This window comes from Verminephrobacter aporrectodeae subsp. tuberculatae At4, assembly GCF_000193225.1.
In the GTDB taxonomy this organism is placed as follows: domain Bacteria; phylum Pseudomonadota; class Gammaproteobacteria; order Burkholderiales; family Burkholderiaceae_C; genus Acidovorax; species Acidovorax aporrectodeae.
Genome location: NZ_AFAL01000085.1, coordinates 1 through 18,382, shown reverse-complemented (window position 1 = coordinate 18,382; position 18,382 = coordinate 1). Strand labels below are relative to the sequence as shown.

The window sequence follows — 18,382 nt, the reverse complement described above, 5'->3', positions numbered from 1 at the left end:
CCCGCGCCCCGGCGCATGGATGGACATTTTGCGCAAGCTCATGGCCTTCCCCATGCTCGCCACCGTGGTCTGGCTGGTGTGGGTGCTGGGGCAGCAAAGCGGCATTGACGGCGCGGGCGCGCTGCTGATCCTGCTGCTGGGCCTGGGCATGCTGGTCTGGGCGCTGGCGCTGCCAAGCCGCGCCCGCCTGTGGACGGGCACGGCCGCCGGCGCGGTGCTGGCGCTGCTCGTCTGGGCCTTTGCGCCGCACATCACGAACGGGGCCACTCCCGCCGCAGGGGAATCCGCTGCCAGCACCGGCCAGAACTGGCAGGCCTGGACCCCGGGCGCCGTGCAGCAGACCGTCGCCAGCGGTCGCCCGGTGTTCGTGGACTTCACGGCCGCGTGGTGCATCACCTGCCAGTACAACAAGAAAACGACGCTCGCCAACGCCGCCGTACTCGCCGACCTGGCCGCCAAAAACGTGGCCCTGCTGCGCGCCGACTGGACAAGGCGCGACCCCGCCATCAGCGCCGCGCTGACGGCCCTGGGCCGCAGCGGCGTCCCCGTATACGTCTTCTACCGGCCGGGCCGCCCCCCGGTGGTGCTGACCGAGGTCCTGCGGGTGGACGAAGTCCGCTCCCTCATTGCCACGCTGTAGGCGGGTGCCTGCGCGGGTTCTACTCGGCCCGGATGGCCCGCATGGCGATCACAGCGCCCAGCAACGCGGTGTCTGCCTGGATGCGGTTTGCCAGGCCCTCGGGTGACGAGCCGACGGTCTGCCAGCCCTGTTGGAATAGCTTGCTGCGCACCTCCTGGCTGCGAGCGATTTCGCCGATCAGCGCGGCCAGTCTGGCCCGGACGGACGGGGGCATGCCGGCCGGGGCCGCAAAGGCATTCCAGATCTCCAGGCTGAAGTCCCGTACGCCGGCCTCGGACAGGCTCGGCAGATCCGGGGCCAGCGGGCTGCGGCCGGCGGAGGTCACGCCAATCGCCCGCAGCTTGCCTGCCCGCACCTGGGCCAAGGCCAGCCCGGGGGGCAGCAGCGCCAGCTGCAACTGCCCGCCCAGCATGGCGTTCGCCACCTGCGCATAGCCGGGGTAGGGAACGTGCACGGGGTTGATTGCGCTGCGCGACTTGAGCAGTTCCGTGCCGATGTGGCCCACGGTCCCCACCCCCGGCGTGCCATAGCTCCAGGTGTCGCCGCCGTTGCGCGCCGCGGCGAAGAACGCGTGCGCACTGCCAGTGGCGGGAACGCCTGGCTGGTTCAGGGGCGCGGTGAGTATCAGGGGGGATGTGCCGACGAGGCTCAGCGGCGCCAAGTCCTTGAGCGGGTCGTAGGACAGAGCCGGATTCAGCAGTTTGGCAATGGTCAGGTTGCCATTGATCATCAGGCCGATGGTGTGCCCGTCGCGCGCCTTGGCCAGCGCATCGGCGCCGATATTGCCGCCTGCGCCCACTTTGTTGTCCACGATCACGGGCTGGCCCAGGGCCTTGGACAGGGGCTCGGCAAAGGTGCGCGCGGTGATGTCGGGCGACGATCCCGCGGGAAAGCCGACGATGATTTTCAGGGGCCGGGTGGGCCATTCCAGCGGCGCTGCGGCAGCCCGGGCCTTGCCCTGCACCAGTGCCCAGGGGGACGCTGCGGCCAGAGCGCTCAGCAGGGCAGCGCGGCGGGAAACAGGGTGTGGCATGGAGCGGGTCTCCTATCCGGTGGCCGAAACGACGCGGGGCCCCGCAACCGGGGCCCCGTGAGGGAGCGGGAAGGGGAGCCGTCCCCATCAAACGTATTCGGCCAGGACCTTTCTCATTTTCTTCATGGCCGCCACCTCGATCTGCCGGATGCGTTCGGCGCTCACGCCGTAGACCGCGGCCAGATCGTGCAGCGTCATGCCACCCGATCCGTCGTCGTTGACCTTGAGCCAGCGCTCCTGCACGATGCAGCGGCTGCGCTCGTCCAGGCTTTCCAGCGCCATGGCGATGCCGTCCGTGGCCAGTACATCGCGCTGGCGCGATTCGATCATCGCCGTGGGCTCGTGCGAGGCGTCCGTGAGGTAGGCGATGGGGCCAAAGGCCTGCTCGCCATCGTCCGAGGGAGCCGGGTCGAGCAATACGTCGCCACCCGACATGCGGGTTTCCATCTCGATGACTTCTTCGCGCTTCACATTCAGCTGTGCGGCCACCACGTCGATCTCGTGCTCGGACAGCGTGTCGCGGTGCGTGGCGGCGTCCTGCGCCGACGCGCTGGCCTTGAAGCCCTGCTTCATGGAGCGCAGGTTGAAGAACAGCTTGCGCTGGGGCTTGGTGGTCGCCATCTTGACCATGCGCCAGTTCTTCAGGATGTATTCGTGGATCTCGGCCTTGATCCAGTGCATGGCGTAGCTCACCAGCCGCACGCCCTGGCCGGGGTCGAAACGCTTGACGGCCTTCATGAGGCCGACGTTGCCCTCCTGGATCAGGTCACCATGCGGCAGACCGTAGCCGAGGTATTGGCGCGCAATCGACACCACGAGGCGCAGGTGCGACATCACCAGCCGGCCGGCAGCGTCCAGGTCGTTGTTCTCCTTGAACTGGCGTGCGTAGGCCTGCTCTTCTTCGTGCGTGAGCAGGGGGAGCCGGTTGACGGCGGATATGTAGGCGTCCAGATTGCCCAGAGGAGGCACCAGCGCCCATGGGTTCGCGGGTGCCAGGGTCATCGTGGCGGTTCCAGATTGAATGCTCATTCCAGGAATCCTTTCGGTTGCAGGCCGGGATGTTAGCACTCCTTGCGAGCGAGTGCCAAAGCCGAAGTTCCCCCGGCTTGCCCGATGGCGTGGGGGTGGTCGCGCGACGACGACGCGCACGGAGTGCCGCTCAATCGATGGAGATCCCGCCTGCCGTGCCAGCGAGCAATTGCCGCGCCGCGTCCAGGCTCGGGCCGACGTGGCGATCGATGCGCCGGATGAAGGGGCAGGTCAGTACCGCCAGCGCGTTGCCCTGCAGCCCGCGGATCGGCATCGAGATGTCGATCACGCCAAACGCCTGCTGGCTCTCGCCCTGCCAGTAGCCCAGCGTCCGGATGCGCTCGACGATCGCCTGCAACTCGGGCTCGGCTACGGGCACCTCGCCTTCGAGCGCCTCGTGTTCGGCGAGCATTTCGGCGCGCCGCTGCTCCGGCTGAAAGGCCAGCACCACATGGCCCGATCCGGTGCCCAGCAGGCTCACGCGCACGCCCAGGCGGATCGCAAGCCCCCAGTTGCCCGGGCCGTTGGCCTGCGCGACCACGGTCAGGTTGCCGCCGTGGTAGATGCCGAGGTGGCAGGACTGCTCCGCCGCCTGGGCGAAGGCCTCCATGGCCGGCAGGGCCTGCGCCACGAGGCGCTCGACGGGGGGATGCCGATGCCCCAGCTCGAAGAGCTTGAGGCTGAGCGCGTAGCGGTCGCCCTGCGGCGAGCGCATCACGTAATGCCGCGCGACCAGGCGCTCGAGCATCCGGTAAATCTCGCCCGGGCTGCGGCCCATGGCCTTGACGATCTCGGCGCGCGTGAGACCGTGCGGCTGCCCGGCGAGCAGTTCAAGAATGTCCAGTCCCTTGTCGAGGGCGGGGGCGCGGTAGCGGTCGTTGGGGTCTGCCATGGGTGCGAAGGCGTGGTTGCAAGGCCCAAGCGTTTGCGGTTTGCGGGGAACGGCGGCCGGAGCGCACCTTAGCAGAGCCTGCGTTGCACCGGCGGACAGGGTAAGCCCCGATTGGCACGCTGGGTCCGCACCCCGTACATTATTCTCCAGTAAACAGTTAGTTCATATTTGAAATTATTTGCGACAAAGCCCGCCGCGAAAGACCCGCATGAGACTGCAAGGCAAAAGCATTCTGATCACCGCCGCCGGGCAGGGCATCGGCCGCGCCAGCGCGCTGGCCTGCGTGCGCGAGGGCGCGCAGGTGATCGCCACCGATATCGACGCGACCTTGCTGGAGTCGTTGGCCAGCGAGGCGCAGGGCCTGGCGACGCGGGTTCTGGATGTGCGCGACGGCGCGGCCGTGGCGGCGCTCGCGGCCACGCTGCCGGCGTTGGACGGCCTGTTCAATTGCGCAGGCCATGTGCACGACGGCAGCATCCTGGACTGCGATGAGGCGGCCTGGGACTTCAGCGTCGATCTCAACGTCAAGGGCGCCTACCGCATGGCGCGCGCCTTTCTGCCGGGCATGCTGGAGAAGATGGCGCGCACGGGCGGCAGCGGCTCCGTCGTCAACATGGCGTCGATGGCGTCTTCGGTCAAAGGCTTTCCCCGGCGCTTCGTCTACGGCACCACCAAGGCGGCCGTCATCGGCATGACCAAGGCCATCGCCGCCGATTTCGCGCGCCAGGGTCTGCGCTGCAACGCCCTGTGCCCCGGCACCGTGGACACGCCTTCGCTGCGCCAACGCATCGCCAGCGCCGCCGACCCCATTCAGGCGCAGAAGGATTTCATCGCGCGCCAGCCGATGGGGCGCCTGGCGACGGTGGACGACATCACGCCGCAGCTGGTGTATCTGCTGAGCGACGAGTCGCGCTTCGTCACGGGCCAGGCGATCCTGGTCGATGGCGGCGTCAGCATCTGAGCGCGCATCCGCACATGGACGGCATTCTCGACGTCGCACGCGGCGCGGTGGGTCCTCCACTGATCGCGGTGCGCAATCTCTCCAAAGCCTTTGCCGGCGTGCGCGCTCTGGACGGGGTGCAGTTCGAACTGCGCAGCGGTGAAGTCCACGCGCTGATGGGCGAGAACGGGGCCGGAAAATCCACCTTGATGAAGGTGCTGGCGGGGATCCATGCGCCCGACGGAGGCGAGATCCTGGTCGCAGGCCAGGCCGCGCAAATCCCGAGCCCGCGCGCCGCGCAGGGCCTGGGAATAGGCATCGTGCACCAGGAACTGAACCTGATGAAGCACTTGACCGCGGCGCAGAACATCTTCATCGGCCGCGAACCGCGCCACATGCTCGGTCTGTTGCTCGACGAGCGTGCGCTCGGTGCGCGGGCCGCAGGCATCTTCGAGCGCCTGGGCCTGAAGCTCGACCCCCACACCCCCGTCGGCGATCTCACGGTCGCCAGGCAGCAGATGGTGGAAATCGCCAAGGCGCTGTCGTTTCAGTCCCGGGTGCTCATCATGGACGAGCCCACGGCCGCGTTGAACAACGAGGAGGTGGCGGATCTGTTTCGCGTCATCCGGCAACTCCGGGCCGAGGGCGTGGGCATCGTCTACATCTCGCACAAGATGGACGAGCTGCGGCAGATCGCCGACCGGGTGACGGTGCTGCGCGACGGCCGCTTCATCGCCACCGTGCCCATGGCCGGCACCAGCGTCGATGCCATCGTCGGCATGATGGTGGGGCGCGAACTGCAAGCGGTCCACAGGCAGATTCCCGATACCTCGCGCAACGAGGTCATGCTCGAGGTGCGCGGCATCTCGCGCGGCCAGGCCATCCGGGACGTGAGCTTCACGCTGCGCCGGGGCGAGATTCTCGGTTTTGCCGGGCTCATGGGGGCCGGCCGGACCGAGGTCGCGCGCGCCGTCTTCGGTGCCGACCGCATCGACGCGGGCGAGTTGCGGGTCCGCGGTCGGCGCGTGTCGATCGGCTCGCCCAGGCAGGCCGTCGCGCACGGCATCGGCTACCTCTCCGAAGACCGCAAGCATTTCGGCCTGGCCACGGGAATGGACGTGGAGACCAACGTCGCGCTGGCGTCGATGCGCACGTTTGCCAAGCTGGGGTTTTTCCTTGACCAGGCCGCGCTGCGCAAGACCGCGCAGGACTACGTTCGCCAGCTCGGAATCAAGACCCCTTCGGTCGCGCAGCAGGTGCGGCTGTTGTCGGGCGGGAACCAGCAAAAAATCGTCATCGCCAAATGGCTGCTGTGCGACTGCGAGATCCTGTTCTTCGACGAGCCCACCCGCGGAATCGACGTCGGCGCCAAGGTCGAGATCCACAAGCTGCTGCACGAACTGGCCGAACAGGGCAAGGCGATCGTGGTGATCTCGTCCGAGCTGCCCGAGGTCCTGCGCCTGTCGCACCGCATCCTGGTGATGTGCGAGGGCCGGGTGACCGGCGAACTCGCTGCGCACCAGGCCTCGCAGGAAAAAATCATGGACCTCGCCACCCGGCAGCAAACTCCGTTCAGCAAACAATGAGCAGGCCAGAAACCACCCCGTCCCTGCCGCCGGCCTCTGGCGCCGGGCCAGCGCCCCTGCCCGCCGGGCTGCGGCTGTTGTTGCGGCCCGAATTGCGGCAAAAGCTGCTGGCCTTTGCCAGTCTGCTGGCGCTCGTGGTGTTCTTCAGCCTGGCGTCGAGCAACTTCCGGAATTTCGACAACTTGGTGATCATTCTGCAGGCCACCGCCGTGAACGGGGTGCTGGCGATCGCCTGCACCTTCGTGATCATCACCGCGGGAATCGATCTGTCGGTGGGAACGCTGATGACCTTCTGCTCCGTCATGGCGGGCGTGGTCCTGACCTATCTTGGCCTGCCGCTGCCGCTGGGCATTGCCGCGGCCATCTTCTGCGGGGCGCTGTGCGGCCTGGTCTCGGGGGTCTTGATCGCCAAGCTGAAGATCCCGCCCTTCATCGCCACCCTGGGAATGATGATGCTGCTCAAGGGCCTGTCGCTGGTCATCTCCGGAACCAAGCCGATCTACTTCACGGACACCGAGGGTTTCAGCGCGATCTCGCAGGATTCGCTGATCGCAGCGCTGATTCCGAAGCTGCCGATTCCGAACGCGGTGCTGATCCTCTTCGTCGTCGCGCTGCTCGCGGGCCTGGTGCTGAACAAAACCGTTCTGGGCCGCTACACCTTTGCGCTCGGCAGCAACGAGGAGGCGGTGCGCTTGTCGGGCGTGAACGTGGACTTCTGGAAGATCGTCGTGTACACGCTCAGCGGCGCCATCTGCGGCATCGCCGGCTTGCTCACCGCGTCGCGTCTGAACTCGGCGCAACCGGCGCTGGGCCAGGGCTACGAGCTCGACGCGATTGCCGCAGTGGTCATCGGCGGCACCTCACTGGCGGGCGGGACGGGAACGATACTCGGCACCCTCATCGGCGCCTTCATCATGAGCGTGCTGACGAATGGCCTGCGCATCCTGTCCGTGGCGCAGGAGTGGCAGACGGTGGTCACGGGCGCGATCATCATTCTTGCCGTCTACACGGACATCCTGCGCCGCCGCAGTCGCTGAGCGCACCTGGTTCGATTTCATTTGCAACGACGACAACCCCGAGGAGATAAACCATGTTCCGCAAACACGCAGTGCGCATCGCCATGGGTCTGGGCATTGCCATGGGCAGCGGCGGCGCCGCAATCGCCCAGCAGGCGTACATACCGCTGGTGTCCAAAGGCTTCCAGCACCAGTTCTGGCAGGCCGTAAAAGCCGGGGCCGAGCAGGCGGGAAGAGACCTGAACGTCAAGGTCACGTTCGAGGGGCCGGAGACCGAGGCCATGGTGGACAAGCAGATCGACATGCTGTCCGCCGCTCTGGCCAAGAACCCCAAGGCGCTGGGTCTGGCAGCGCTGGACAGCAAGGCGGTGATCCCGCTGCTGAAAAAGGCGCAGGCCGCGAAGGTGCCCGTCGTCGCCTTTGACTCCGGCGTGGACAGCGACATTCCCGTGACCACCGCGAGCACGGACAACAGGGCCGCAGCCGCGTTGGCCGCAGACAAGCTGGCCGAGCTGATCGGCAAGAGCGGCGAGGTCGCCGTGGTCGCGCACGACCAGACCAGCCGCACCGGCGTGGACCGGCGCGACGGCTTCGTCGAACGCATCAAGGCCAGCTACCCGGACGTGAAGATCGTCAGCGTCCAGTACGGCGGCGGCGACCACCTCAAATCCACCGAAATCGCCAAGTCCATCCTGCAGGCGTACCCGAACCTCAAGGGCATCTTCGGCACCAACGAAGGCTCCGCCGTGGGCGTGGCCAACGGCGTCAAGGAGATGAAGCGCCGGCTCGTGATCGTCGGCTACGACTCGGGCAAGCAGCAGAAAGACGCCATCCGGGACGGCCTGATCGCCGGCTCGATCACGCAAAACCCGGTGGGCATCGGCTACAAGACCGTGGAGGCCGCAGTCAAGGCGCTCAAGGGCGAGAAACTGCCCAAGGTAATCGATACCGGCTTTTACTGGTACGACAAGACGAATATCAACGATCCCAAAATCGCCGCCGTTCTGTACGATTGACCCCGGATGCATCAAACCGGAAACAAGGAACCCCTGTGAAACTTCTTCGGTACGGCCCCAAGGGCATGGAAAAACCGGGCCTGCTCGACGCACAAGGCCATGTGCGCGACCTCTCGGGCGTGGTGCCCGACATCGCCGGCGACACGCTCACGCCCGCGGGCCTGGCGCGCATCGCCCGGCTCGACGCAGCGGCGCTGCCGCTGGTGCCGGGCGTCGCGCAGCAGGACCTGCGCCTGGGCGCGTGCGTCGGCCAGGTCGGCAAATTCATCTGCATCGGCCTGAACTACGCCGACCATGCTGCCGAATCCGGCCTGCCGGTGCCGACCGAGCCCGTGGTGTTCGCCAAATGGACCAGCGCCATCACCGGGCCCGACGACGCAGTCGAGATTCCGCGCGGCAGCCAGCGCACCGATTGGGAGGTCGAACTGGGCGTGGTCATCGGCAAGGGCGGGCGCTATATCGCGCAGGCCCAGGCGATGGAGCACGTGGCGGGCTACTGCGTGGTCAACGATGTCTCCGAGCGCGAAGTACAACTCGAGCGCGGCGGCGGCCAGTGGGACAAGGGCAAGGGGCACGACAGCTTCGGGCCGATCGGCCCCTGGCTGGTCACCGTCGACGAGGTGCCCGACCCGCAGGCGCTCGACCTGTGGCTCGAGGTCGATGGCCGACGCTATCAAAACGGCAGCACGCGCACCATGGTCTTTGGCGTCGCGCAGCTGGTCAGCCATCTGAGCCAGTTCATGAGCCTGCAGCCCGGCGACCTGATTTCCACCGGCACCCCGCCCGGCGTGGGTCTGGGGCAGAAGCCGCCGCTGTACCTGGTAGCCGGTCAGACCATGCACCTGGGAATCAGCGGGCTGGGCGAGCAGCGCCAGCGCACCGTTGCGGCCTGAGCCCTGCGCGCGCATGGACCCGCCCCCTCCCCCACCACCATGACATGACCACCATCCGGTCGATGCGCGTCCTGGACACGCGCTTTCCCACGTCCACGCAACGCGATGGCTCCGACGCGATGAACCCGGATCCGGACTACTCCGCCGCCTACCTGGTGCTGGACACCGACCAGCCCGGGCTCGCGGGGCATGGCCTGAGCTTCACCATTGGCCGCGGCAACGAGATTTGCTGCGCCGCGCTGCGCGCGCTGGAACATCGCGTGGTCGGTCTCGACCTGGCCTGGATCGCCGAGGACATGGGGCGCTTCTGGCGCCACGTCACCTCCGACAGCCAACTGCGCTGGATCGGGCCGGACAAGGGCGCGATCCACCTGGCGACCAGCGCGCTGGTAAATGCCGTCTGGGACCTGTGGGCCAAGGCCGAGGGCAAGCCCGTGTGGCGGCTGGTCGCGGACATGACTCCCGAGGAACTGGTCCGGCTCATCGACTTTCGCTACATCACCGACTGCATCACGCCCGCAGAGGCGCTGGCGCTGCTGCGCGAGCGCGCCGCAGGCAAGGCGCAGCGCCTGGCCGAGTTGCTCGCGCACGGCTACCCCTGCTACACCACGTCGGCGGGCTGGCTGGGCTACGACGACGCCAAACTGCGCCGCCTGGCGCAGCAGGCGGTGGACGCCGGATTCACGCACGTCAAGCTCAAGGTCGGCCGCGACCTGCAGGACGACGTCCGCCGCCTGCGCATTGCCCGCGAAGTGCTCGGGCCCGAACGCCAGCTGATGATCGACGCCAACCAGGTCTGGGAGGTCGATCAGGCCATCGACTGGCTGCGGCAACTGGCCTTTGCCAAGCCCTGGTTCATCGAAGAACCCACCAGCCCCGACGACGTGGAAGGCCACCGGCGGATCCGCGAAGCGCTCGCGGGATCGATGCAGGTGGCCACCGGAGAAATGTGCCAGAACCGCATCGTTTTCAAGCAATTCATCATGCGCGGGGCCATCGACGTGGTGCAGATCGACGCCTGCCGCCTGGGTGGCGTGAACGAGGTGCTTGCGGTGATGCTGATGGCCGCCAAGCACGGCCTGAAGGTCTGCCCGCACGCGGGCGGCGTGGGCCTGTGCGAGTACGTGCAGCATCTGTCCATGATCGACTACCTGTGCATCGCGGCGACGAAGGAGGGCCGCGTCATCGAGTTCGTAGACCACCTGCACGAGCATTTCGTCGACCCCTGCGTGGTGCGCAACGCCGCGTACATGCCGCCGCAGCGCCCGGGCTACTCGATCGAGATGCAGCCCGCGTCGCTGGCCGCCTACGCGCACCGCGGCTGAAACGCCGGACCGGCACACCTCCGGAACAAGGTGCTCATCTGCGACTCCGGGGGCGCGCTGCGTTGCACGAGAACTTCGACCGCACGCTGCGCGCGCGCAGTGTCGCAAAGGTGCAAACCATGTCCCGTGCTTGGTGCTAGGATGAGCGCAGTTACATAAATTCACCTTTAAAAAGATACATCCCCAAGCATGGCCCTTCGGCGCGTGCGCATCGCATGCGGCAACGCCAATTCGCTTTTGAGTCTGAGCATGAAACGAGGGAAGAATGTTTGTTGGGCCGATCGGCCCCCTGTGGACCGGCAGAGAAGAAGAAACCATTCGGTGGCGATGACTGCTGCAATATACGCAAAGAGTTTTGAGATGGAACCTGCCTCTCCAATGCAGTGCCAACATCCCGCGATCATGCGTCGCGGGGTTCTTGAGGGTTTCAGCGCAATCGATGCACTCATGAGCAACGATGGCGCGGCGCTTGCCCGAGGTCAACTTGGGCACCATGCGTGCTGCCCCCCAAAAAAAGACGCTTGCAGGCCATTGCCTGTGGGCACACCAGATTGGTTCGCAGGCCCGGTGTCACCATCGTGCCGGCGCTCCCAATCGCATGGCCCTGCGGCTCGTCCGCAGTCCGTGCGCATCCCATGAAAATACATCCTTGAAGGTCAATTTATGCAACAACGCCAATTTGCTTTTGAATCCGTGCATGCCCAAAGTGCAGTTTCATCAGAAGTGAGCAGTGGTTCCGGTCCCGGCCCCGATAATTCCGTCTTGATGGACATACCTCCATCCCCACTGGACAACACGTATGCTTATGCAGAATCCGGGGTGGGCATTCAGCTGCTCTTTACATACACGGACTTGGATCCAAATTACGCGATCACTTTGAAGTTCAGGGCAGGAGAATATCTTTACAGGTGTCTTTGGGATTTTGGACCGGATGAAGTCAAAAAAATCTCCTTGCGCCTCGTAGATGTTCAAACCGGAGAAACCCAGGATACGCCTTACTACGATATATACGGAGGGTTCCATGGAGAGGGATGGGCGCGTCATGCCAACGCGCACACTCCGGACAAGTGGTTTGCGCTCTGGAAGAGGTATAAAATCACGCGGCTAACCGTACTTGGCAGCGAGGGAAGAATGTTTATTGGGCCGACCAATCCCATGTGGACCGGCAGAGAAGAGGAAACCTTTCAGTGGGGATGATTGCTGCCGCACCAAAGCCAAGGGGTTCAGGAATCAAACCCCGGCATCTCCATGGCAATGCCAGTGCCCCGCGATTATCAAATCGCAGCTCTTGAGCGTTTCTGCGCAATCGATGCAACGGGCGTTGTTGCATGAATCCTGGGCCGCAGGGTACGCGCAAGATCCATCGTGGCGCATTCCCACCGGTCGCCACGGGCAGCCAAAAAAAAGCCTGCTTTTGCGGCAGGCTTTTTTCCCCATGGGGTTTGGGGTGATTTGGTGGGTCCTGAGTGGCTCGAACACTCGACCTACGGATTAAGAGTCCGCTGCTCTACCAACTGAGCTAAGAACCCAAATCTGGGTCCGCATTCCTGCGGAGGGGCGAATTATGCCCCAACTCTCCTGCGGCCCGCAAGCACCGCGCAAAGTCACTGCAAGGCATTGCGGCGGGCCAGTTCGACGAACAGGCCGCTGTGGTCGAGTTCACCCAGGCCGTGCTCCACGCCTTGCGCGTACAGGGCGTCGAGAACGGCGGTGATGGGGGCGTCGAAGCCAATCTCCCGCGCCGTGGCGAGTGCGTTGCGCAGGTCCTTGAGTTGCACCGCCATGCGCCCGCGCGGGGCGAAGTCGCGTTCCACCATGCGCTGACCATGCAGTTGCAGGATGCGGCTCTCGGCAAACCCGCCACCGATGGCCTCGCGGACCCGGGCCATGTCCGCCCCACCCTTGGCGGCAAACAGCAGTGCCTCTGCGACCGCGCCAATGGTGATGCCCACGATCATCTGGTTGGCGAGCTTGGCGATCTGGCCTGCGCCATGCGACCCCACGTGCGTGGCGCGGCCCAGGCTGGCAAATACCGGCTGCGCGCGCAGGAAGTCCTGTGTGCGGCCGCCGACCATGATGGCCAGGGTTCCGGCCTCTGCGCCCACGGTCCCGCCCGATACCGGCGCGTCCAGGTGCGCCAAGCCCATCTCCTGCAGGCGGGCCGCATGCTCGCGGGCCTCGCGCGGCCCGATGGACGCCATGTCCATGAACAAGGCCGCGCTGCGCATGGCCTGGGCCGCGGCCAGCTCGAACAGCACGTGCCCGACCACCGGGCCGTTTTCGAGCAGGCTGAGCACGATGTCGGCGTCCCGGACCGCTTGCGCCGGGGTGGCGTGCACGGTGGCGCCGAACGCAGCCAGGGGTTCGGCCTTGGCCCGGGTGCGGTTCCAGACGTGCACCCGGTGCCCGGCCGCGCACAGGCGGCGTGCCATGGGCTGCCCCATCAGGCCCGTGCCGAGGACGGCGAGGCGCAGCGGTGTCTGCGATGTCTCCGGTGTATTGGCCATGGCGTCGTGCATCTTGTCGGGGAGCGGCTCACATCAGCAGGTGCTCGCCCGCGTTGTCGCCGCCCAGGATCACATAGTTCACCTTGCGGACATCCATCAGCCGCTTGCCGCCGGCGTAGCTGATCGAGCTTTGCAGGTCCTGCTCCATTTCCACCAGCGTGTCGGCGAGCCGGCCCTTGACGGGTTCGAGGATGCGCTTGCCTTCGACGTGCCGATACTCACCCTTGTTGTAGTCGCTGGCCGAGCCGTAGTACTCCTTGAACCGCGCGCCGCCGACCTCGACGGTCTGGCCCGGCGACTCCTCGTGGCCCGCAAACAGCGAGCCGATCATCACCATGCTGGCCCCGAAGCGGATGCTCTTGGCAATGTCGCCATGGCTGCGGATTCCGCCGTCGGCAATGATCGGCCGGGTCGCCACGCGCGCGCACCATTTGAGCGCCGACAACTGCCAGCCCCCCGTGCCAAAGCCGGTCTTGAGCTGGGTAATGCATACCTTGCCGGGGCCCACGCCCACCTTGGTGGCGTCGGCACCCCAGTTTTCCAGGTCGATCACGGCCTCGGGCGTGGCCACGTTGCCGGCAATGACGAACGCCCGGGGCAGCCGGGCCTTGAGGTGCTCGATCATGTTCCTCACGCTGTCGGCATGGCCATGGGCGATGTCGATGCTGACGTATTCGGGCGCCAGGCCCTGCGCCACCAACGCATCGACCGTGTCGTAATCGGAGCGCTTGACGCCCAGCGAGATCGACGCGTAGCAGCCCTTGGCCTGCATGTCGCGCACGAACCGGACGTTGTCCAAGCCGAACCGGTGCATGGCGTAGAAGTAGCCGTTGTGCGCCAGCCAGGTACAGATTTTTTCGTCCACCACCGTTTTCATGTTCGACGGCACCACGGGGATGCGAAACGACCGGCTGCCCAGTTCCACGCTGGTGTCGCATTCCGAACGGCTTGCCACGCGGCATTTGCGCGGCAGCAAGAGAATATTGTCGTAGTCGAAGATTTCCATGCGGATCCCAAGCCTCGTAGAGGGGTGCGGCAAAACGATTTGCGGCCGCGCCGAAGCGGTGCGCAGGCACACCGGAGCGCAAGAAACCCGGGCCGGGCGCGATTCTACCGAGGGCCCCCGTCGCTGGGGCAGCACACCCGGCGCAATTTCCACGCGGCCTGGCCGCAGGGAGGGCGGCCGGGCGGCTTTCTACAATGCGCGGATGTTTCCACAAGACCCGCCCTCGGGTGCGCCGCAGGCTCTGGCGCACTTGGCCGCTTCGCCCCTGCTGGCGCATTTGAATTCCGAACAGCTTGCCGCCGTCACACTGCCCGCCGGCCACGCGCTCATCCTCGCAGGTGCGGGATCGGGCAAGACGCGCGTGCTCACCACGCGCATCGCCTGGCTGCTGCAAAACGGCTACGCCACGCCCGGCGGCGTCCTGGCCGTCACCTTCACGAACAAGGCCGCCAAGGAGATGGTGACGCGCCTGTCGGCCATGCTGCCGCTGAATGTGCGCGGCATGTGGATCGGCACCTTCCACGGCCTGTGCAACCGCCTGCTGCGTGCGCACCACAGGGCCGCGGGCCTGCCGCAGGCGTTCCAGATCCTGGACACGCAGGATCAGCTCTCGGCCGTCAAGCGCCTGTGCAAGCAGTACGCCGTGGACGACGAGCGCTTTCCCCCCAAGCAACTGGCGTACTTCATCTCGGGCTGCAAGGAGGAGGGTCTGCGCCCGGGCAGCGTACCGGCGCACGACAGCGATGCACGCAAGAAAACCGAGATCTACCAGCTCTACGAAGAGCAATGCCAGCGCGAAGGCGTGGTCGATTTCGGCGAACTGATGCTGCGCAGCCACGAGCTGCTGCGCGACAACGCCGCCATCCGCACGCATTACCAGCAGCGCTTTGCGCACATCCTGGTGGACGAGTTCCAGGACACCAGCAAGCTGCAATACGCCTGGCTCAAGCAGTTCGCGGGCGACACGGTGGACGGGCGCTTGCAGGCGCGCGGCAGCGTCATCGCCGTGGGCGACGACGACCAGAGCATCTACGCCTTTCGCGGTGCGCGAGTGGGCAATATGACCGATTTCGTGCGCGAGTTCGACGTGCGCCAGCAGATCAAGCTGGAGCAGAACTACCGCAGCCACAGCAACATCCTCGACTCTGCGAATGCCCTCATCAGCCACAACAGCCAGCGCCTGGGAAAGAACCTGCGCACCGTGCAGGGCCCCGGCGAGCCGGTGCGCGTGTACGAGGCCGAAACGGACACGCAAGAGGCGCGCTGGATGGTCGAGGAGATCGGGCAACTGGTGCAGCACAACGGTTTCGAGCGCATGGAAATCGCCGTGCTCTACCGCAGCAACGCGCAGAGCCGGGTCATCGAATCGGCGTTGTTCAACGCCGGCATGCCCTACCGGGTGTACGGCGGCCTGCGCTTCTTTGAGCGCGCCGAAATCAAGCACGCGCTGGCCTACCTGCGGCTGCTGGAGAACCCCCACGACGACACCAGCTTCCTGCGCGTGCTGAACTTTCCGCCGCGCGGCATCGGCGCGCGCAGCGTCGAACTGCTGCAAGACACCGCGCGCACCGCAGGCTGCTCGCTGCACGACGGCGTGGGCGCCGTTGCCGGCAAGGCGGGCGCGAACTTGGCCGCCTTCGTGGCCATGGTGCGCGCCCTGCGCGCGCAGACGCAGGGCCTGAGCCTGCGCGAAATCGTCGAGCAGATGCTCGAATCGACGGGGCTGCTGGAGCACTTTCGCAGCGAAAAGGAAGGCGCCGACCGCATCGAGAACCTGCAAGAGTTGGTGAACGCGGCCGAAAGCTTTGCCATGCAGGAGGGCCTTGGCCGCGACGCCGTGGCCCTGCCCACGCAAAGCCCGGCAAGCCAGGGGCTGGACCCGGATTCCCCGGCGCCCGACGAGCCGCCTGCGCGGATGCCCGACGGCGATACGGTCGAAACCCTCTCGCCCCTGGCGGCCTTCCTGAGCCACGCCGCGCTCGAGGCGGGTGACAACCAGGCCCGGACCGGGCAGGACGCCGTGCAACTCATGACCGTACACGCCAGCAAGGGCCTGGAGTTTGACGGCGTGTTCATCGGAGGCATGGAAGAGGGCCTGTTCCCGCACGAGAACTCGGCCAACGCGCGCGATGCGCTGGAGGAAGAGCGCCGCCTGATGTACGTCGCCATCACCCGTGCGCGCAAGCGGCTGTACCTGAGCCGCGCGCACACCCGCTTGCTGCACGGCAAGACCCGCTACAACGCCCCAAGCCGTTTCTTCGATGAACTGCCCGAGGGGGCGCTCAAGTGGATCACGTCCAGGCCGCGGGGCTGGGGCATTCCTGATTCCGGCGCGCTGAATGGGTATTCTTCCAGCGCAAAAGACCCGTTCGGCTTCCAATCCAAAACCCCTTCCAGCCCGCCCGCCGTGTTGCAGGAAGCGGCGCCAGCGCAGGGCCTGCGCGCCGGCATGGCCGTGTTCCACAACCGGTTCGGAGAAGGCCAGGTGCTGAGCGTCGAAGGCCGGGGCGACGACGCGCGCACCCAGGTGCACTTTCCCCGGCACGGGACCAAGTGGCTGGTGCTGTCGATAGCCAAGCTGACGGTGGTGGATTGTTGACGGCAGACCGGGGCCCTCTCGACAGAGGTCGGCAAGGATGTGTCAAAGAAAATATCAGTTCGCCCGGTCATCCTGTTTCCATCCTTCCAACCAGTTCCTCGGCGCTGGCTTTCCAGGCCATGTACGCACTTGATGCATTGCGGGCAGCGTTCACCGGTGCTCCGATGGAATTTGCTCAAGCCTTTGCTGCGGGCTGCACACGAATGCACGCGATGCACGGCACGGAGCACAGCAGGGCGCAGGCGCTGACAAGAAACAGCGGTCGATACGATTGCCCGTTGGCGGCAACGAACGCCATGAGGTAGCCTCCCGCGGCCTGCGCGGCAGCGAAGCTGAAAGTCATTGCGCCCCAGACCCTGCGATGCTGCCTTGCACCCACGCAGTCCAGCGTGCAGGTGGACACCAGCATGACGATCCCGGGAGTGAGCATGCCCACCAGGATGGACGAGGCACACAGCGTCAGCACATCGCTGCCGAACAGCGGCAATGCAACCCCCAGGGACTTGAGCAGAAAGCATGCGATCAGGCAGCGCTTGAAGCCGAAAACATCGCCCAGCTTTCCGGCCAGCAAGGGACCGATCGCCGCACCCACGCCGAACAGGGCCCAAAGGAAGCCCCCCGTCGCCAAGGGCATTTGGAGTTCGCGCACGGTGTAATCGACCCAAAACAGGGTGTGCGGCAGGTAGCCCACCGCGTCCAGCGTGTAGGCCGCGAGGAGGAGGCCGACCGCCACGCGTCGCTCGGCCGGCAGCGGCTGCGCCTGCGCATCCGCCGGGTGCAGCGGCGCATCCGGCGCCCACTGGCGCCAGGTCAGCAGCGTCAATACCAGGCAGATGCTTCCCATGCCCAGCCAGGCGCTGGCAATGCCCCAGGGCACGAGCAGGGGGATCAGCAACCCGGAGGCCGCTGCGCCCAGACCAATGCCGGAAAACACCACCCCGCTCACCCGCCCGCGCACGGCAGGACTGTGCTGCGGCAGCACCGCGGGGGCGGCCAGCACCATCAGGATCGCGCCCCCGAATCCGGCCATGGCGCGCCAAAAGTAGTACCAGGGCATCGCCGCGCCCAGGAGGGCGCAGGCCAGATAGCTCAGCGAGCACGCGAGCATGGCCCCACGCAGCACGCTGCCGACCCGATAGTGGCGCAGCAGCATGCCGGACATCGGAGCGCCGAGCAGATACCCCACCAGCGTTGCCGCACCCAGATACGAGGCATCGCTCTTGGAAAACCAGCCGGCCTGGATCAGCGCGGGCATCAGCGCGATATAGGCAAAGCGCCCTATTCCGTTGCCGACAAAGGTCGCGCACAGGCCGGCAAGGCTCAGACCGGTCAGCACGCTGCGGGGCATACCGGACGCGGCGGAATCAGTTCTGGCCAGCCGCAGTTTCGGCGCGCTCGACCAATTCGATCTGGTAGCCGTCGGGGTCCACCACGAACGCGATCACCGTGCGGCCGCCCCGGACGGGCCCCGCCGCGCGCGTCACCTTGCCGCCGGCGGCCTGGATCTTCTCGCACGCGGCGTAGACGTCGGGAACGCCCAGCGCAATGTGGCCGTAGGCGTTGCCGTGTTCGTAGTCGTGCACGCCCCAGTTCCAGGTCAGTTCGATCTCGGCCTGGCCGGGGTTGCCGCCGGCAAAACCCAGAAAGGCCAGCGAGTACTTGTACTCGGGGTTTTCCGAGCGGCGCAGCAGCTGCATGCCCAGCACCTGGGTGTAGAAATCAATCGCGCGCTGAAGGTCGCCCACGCGCAGCATCGTGTGCAGGAATTTCATGACTGCCCCGGCAGGCTGAAGACCAGGCACGTGGTGGTGGCGTGCGCGTACAGCGTGCCGTCGGGCCCCTCCAGACGCGCCTCGGCCGTCGCCAGTTGCCGCCCGCAGTGGATCACGCGGCCCCGCGC

The 18,382-nt window shown here is 66.3% G+C and carries 17 protein-coding genes and 1 tRNA gene; 9 read left to right on the top strand and 9 right to left on the bottom strand.

Features of this window, described 5'->3' with window-relative positions; translation table 11 throughout:
* The coding region (locus tag VTU_RS0103610; protein WP_010100846.1) for a thioredoxin family protein at window positions 1-640 on the top strand (640 nt) is incomplete at its 5' end.
* Between the two features lie 19 nt (window positions 641-659).
* On the opposite strand, the gene VTU_RS0103605 is transcribed toward VTU_RS0103610, so the two are convergent.
* The 3 genes from VTU_RS0103605 to VTU_RS0103595 form a co-directional block, all read right to left on the bottom strand.
* Window positions 660-1,673 carry a Bug family tripartite tricarboxylate transporter substrate binding protein gene (locus tag VTU_RS0103605; RefSeq protein ID WP_010100845.1) on the bottom strand — a complete coding sequence of 338 codons (1,014 nt, stop codon included), beginning with the start codon at window positions 1,671-1,673 and terminating at the stop codon, window positions 660-662.
* Window positions 1,674-1,760: 87 nt separating this feature from the next.
* Window positions 1,761-2,702, bottom strand: coding sequence for an RNA polymerase sigma factor RpoH (rpoH, locus tag VTU_RS0103600; RefSeq protein ID WP_010100844.1), 942 nt, complete (start codon window positions 2,700-2,702; stop codon window positions 1,761-1,763).
* Between the two features lie 130 nt (window positions 2,703-2,832).
* The gene (locus VTU_RS0103595; RefSeq protein WP_010100843.1) at window positions 2,833-3,594 is read right to left on the bottom strand and encodes an IclR family transcriptional regulator; all 762 of its coding nucleotides are present in this window, start codon (window positions 3,592-3,594) and stop codon (window positions 2,833-2,835) included.
* 208 nt (window positions 3,595-3,802) lie between these two features.
* On the opposite strand from VTU_RS0103595, the gene VTU_RS0103590 reads away from it, so the two are divergent.
* The 7 genes from VTU_RS0103590 to VTU_RS32435 all read left to right on the top strand — a co-directional run bounded on the left by VTU_RS0103590 (window position 3,803) and on the right by VTU_RS32435 (window position 11,567).
* Window positions 3,803-4,555, top strand: a complete 753-nt coding sequence (locus tag VTU_RS0103590) for an SDR family oxidoreductase (RefSeq protein WP_010100841.1) — start codon at window positions 3,803-3,805, stop codon at window positions 4,553-4,555.
* 14 nt (window positions 4,556-4,569) lie between these two features.
* On the top strand, window positions 4,570-6,120 hold the full coding sequence (locus tag VTU_RS0103585) for a sugar ABC transporter ATP-binding protein (protein WP_010100839.1): 1,551 nt from the start codon (window positions 4,570-4,572) through the stop codon (window positions 6,118-6,120).
* Window positions 6,117-7,157: an ABC transporter permease gene (locus VTU_RS0103580; RefSeq protein ID WP_010100838.1), complete on the top strand. Its 1,041-nt coding sequence runs from the start codon at window positions 6,117-6,119 to the stop codon at window positions 7,155-7,157. The genes VTU_RS0103585 and VTU_RS0103580 overlap by 4 nt, the downstream gene beginning before the upstream one ends.
* Window positions 7,158-7,240: 83 nt before the next feature.
* Window positions 7,241-8,152 (top strand): ABC transporter substrate-binding protein, encoded by a 912-nt coding sequence (locus tag VTU_RS0103575; protein ID WP_369021510.1) that lies wholly within the window; start codon window positions 7,241-7,243, stop codon window positions 8,150-8,152.
* A gap of 35 nt (window positions 8,153-8,187) precedes the next feature.
* Window positions 8,188-9,045 carry a fumarylacetoacetate hydrolase family protein gene (locus VTU_RS0103570; protein WP_010100836.1) on the top strand — a complete coding sequence of 286 codons (858 nt, stop codon included), beginning with the start codon at window positions 8,188-8,190 and terminating at the stop codon, window positions 9,043-9,045.
* Window positions 9,046-9,089: 44 nt separating this feature from the next.
* Window positions 9,090-10,370 (top strand): L-fuconate dehydratase, encoded by a 1,281-nt coding sequence (locus VTU_RS0103565; protein WP_010100835.1) that lies wholly within the window; start codon window positions 9,090-9,092, stop codon window positions 10,368-10,370.
* Between the two features lie 663 nt (window positions 10,371-11,033).
* Window positions 11,034-11,567: a hypothetical protein gene (locus VTU_RS32435; protein WP_138927777.1), complete on the top strand. Its 534-nt coding sequence runs from the start codon at window positions 11,034-11,036 to the stop codon at window positions 11,565-11,567.
* A gap of 256 nt (window positions 11,568-11,823) precedes the next feature.
* Here VTU_RS32435 and VTU_RS0103560 read toward each other — a convergent pair.
* The 3 genes from VTU_RS0103560 to VTU_RS0103550 form a co-directional block, all read right to left on the bottom strand.
* Window positions 11,824-11,899: transfer RNA gene (locus VTU_RS0103560), tRNA-Lys, on the bottom strand.
* A gap of 75 nt (window positions 11,900-11,974) precedes the next feature.
* Window positions 11,975-12,877: an NAD(P)-dependent oxidoreductase gene (locus tag VTU_RS0103555; RefSeq protein ID WP_029554066.1), complete on the bottom strand. Its 903-nt coding sequence runs from the start codon at window positions 12,875-12,877 to the stop codon at window positions 11,975-11,977.
* Between the two features lie 28 nt (window positions 12,878-12,905).
* Window positions 12,906-13,883 carry a GMP reductase gene (locus tag VTU_RS0103550; protein ID WP_010100833.1) on the bottom strand — a complete coding sequence of 326 codons (978 nt, stop codon included), beginning with the start codon at window positions 13,881-13,883 and terminating at the stop codon, window positions 12,906-12,908.
* Window positions 13,884-14,085: 202 nt separating this feature from the next.
* On the opposite strand from VTU_RS0103550, the gene VTU_RS0103545 reads away from it, so the two are divergent.
* Window positions 14,086-16,482, top strand: coding sequence for a UvrD-helicase domain-containing protein (locus VTU_RS0103545; RefSeq protein ID WP_010100832.1), 2,397 nt, complete (start codon window positions 14,086-14,088; stop codon window positions 16,480-16,482).
* A 175-nt stretch (window positions 16,483-16,657) separates the two neighbouring features.
* Here VTU_RS0103545 and VTU_RS0103540 read toward each other — a convergent pair whose 3' ends face one another.
* From VTU_RS0103540 to VTU_RS25520, 3 genes are all read right to left on the bottom strand, one after another.
* Entirely contained in the window at window positions 16,658-17,830 is a 1,173-nt protein-coding gene (locus VTU_RS0103540; protein ID WP_010100829.1) for a YbfB/YjiJ family MFS transporter, read from the bottom strand.
* A gap of 16 nt (window positions 17,831-17,846) precedes the next feature.
* On the bottom strand, window positions 17,847-18,254 hold the full coding sequence (gene gloA / locus VTU_RS0103535) for a lactoylglutathione lyase (RefSeq protein WP_010100827.1): 408 nt from the start codon (window positions 18,252-18,254) through the stop codon (window positions 17,847-17,849).
* Window positions 18,251-18,382: PaaI family thioesterase (locus VTU_RS25520; protein WP_010100826.1), on the bottom strand; the 132-nt coding region annotated here is incomplete at its 5' end. The genes gloA and VTU_RS25520, both read right to left, overlap by 4 nt.

Excerpts from the sequence above, each read along its gene's own strand:
- VTU_RS0103605 (WP_010100845.1), bottom strand. The coding sequence starts at position 1,673 with ATGCCACACCCTGTTTCCCGCCGCGCTGCCCTGCTGAGCGCTCTGGCC.
- rpoH (WP_010100844.1), bottom strand. The coding sequence starts at position 2,702 with ATGAGCATTCAATCTGGAACCGCCACGATGACCCTGGCACCCGCGAAC.
- VTU_RS0103595 (WP_010100843.1), bottom strand. The coding sequence starts at position 3,594 with ATGGCAGACCCCAACGACCGCTACCGCGCCCCCGCCCTCGACAAGGGA.
- VTU_RS0103590 (WP_010100841.1), top strand. The coding sequence starts at position 3,803 with ATGAGACTGCAAGGCAAAAGCATTCTGATCACCGCCGCCGGGCAGGGC.
- VTU_RS0103585 (WP_010100839.1), top strand. The coding sequence starts at position 4,570 with ATGGACGGCATTCTCGACGTCGCACGCGGCGCGGTGGGTCCTCCACTG.
- VTU_RS0103580 (WP_010100838.1), top strand. The coding sequence starts at position 6,117 with ATGAGCAGGCCAGAAACCACCCCGTCCCTGCCGCCGGCCTCTGGCGCC.
- VTU_RS0103575 (WP_369021510.1), top strand. The coding sequence starts at position 7,241 with ATGGGTCTGGGCATTGCCATGGGCAGCGGCGGCGCCGCAATCGCCCAG.
- VTU_RS0103565 (WP_010100835.1), top strand. The coding sequence starts at position 9,090 with ATGACCACCATCCGGTCGATGCGCGTCCTGGACACGCGCTTTCCCACG.
- VTU_RS32435 (WP_138927777.1), top strand. The coding sequence starts at position 11,034 with ATGCAACAACGCCAATTTGCTTTTGAATCCGTGCATGCCCAAAGTGCA.
- VTU_RS0103555 (WP_029554066.1), bottom strand. The coding sequence starts at position 12,877 with ATGGCCAATACACCGGAGACATCGCAGACACCGCTGCGCCTCGCCGTC.
- VTU_RS0103550 (WP_010100833.1), bottom strand. The coding sequence starts at position 13,883 with ATGGAAATCTTCGACTACGACAATATTCTCTTGCTGCCGCGCAAATGC.
- VTU_RS0103545 (WP_010100832.1), top strand. The coding sequence starts at position 14,086 with ATGTTTCCACAAGACCCGCCCTCGGGTGCGCCGCAGGCTCTGGCGCAC.
- VTU_RS0103540 (WP_010100829.1), bottom strand. The coding sequence starts at position 17,830 with ATGCCCCGCAGCGTGCTGACCGGTCTGAGCCTTGCCGGCCTGTGCGCG.
- gloA (WP_010100827.1), bottom strand. The coding sequence starts at position 18,254 with ATGAAATTCCTGCACACGATGCTGCGCGTGGGCGACCTTCAGCGCGCG.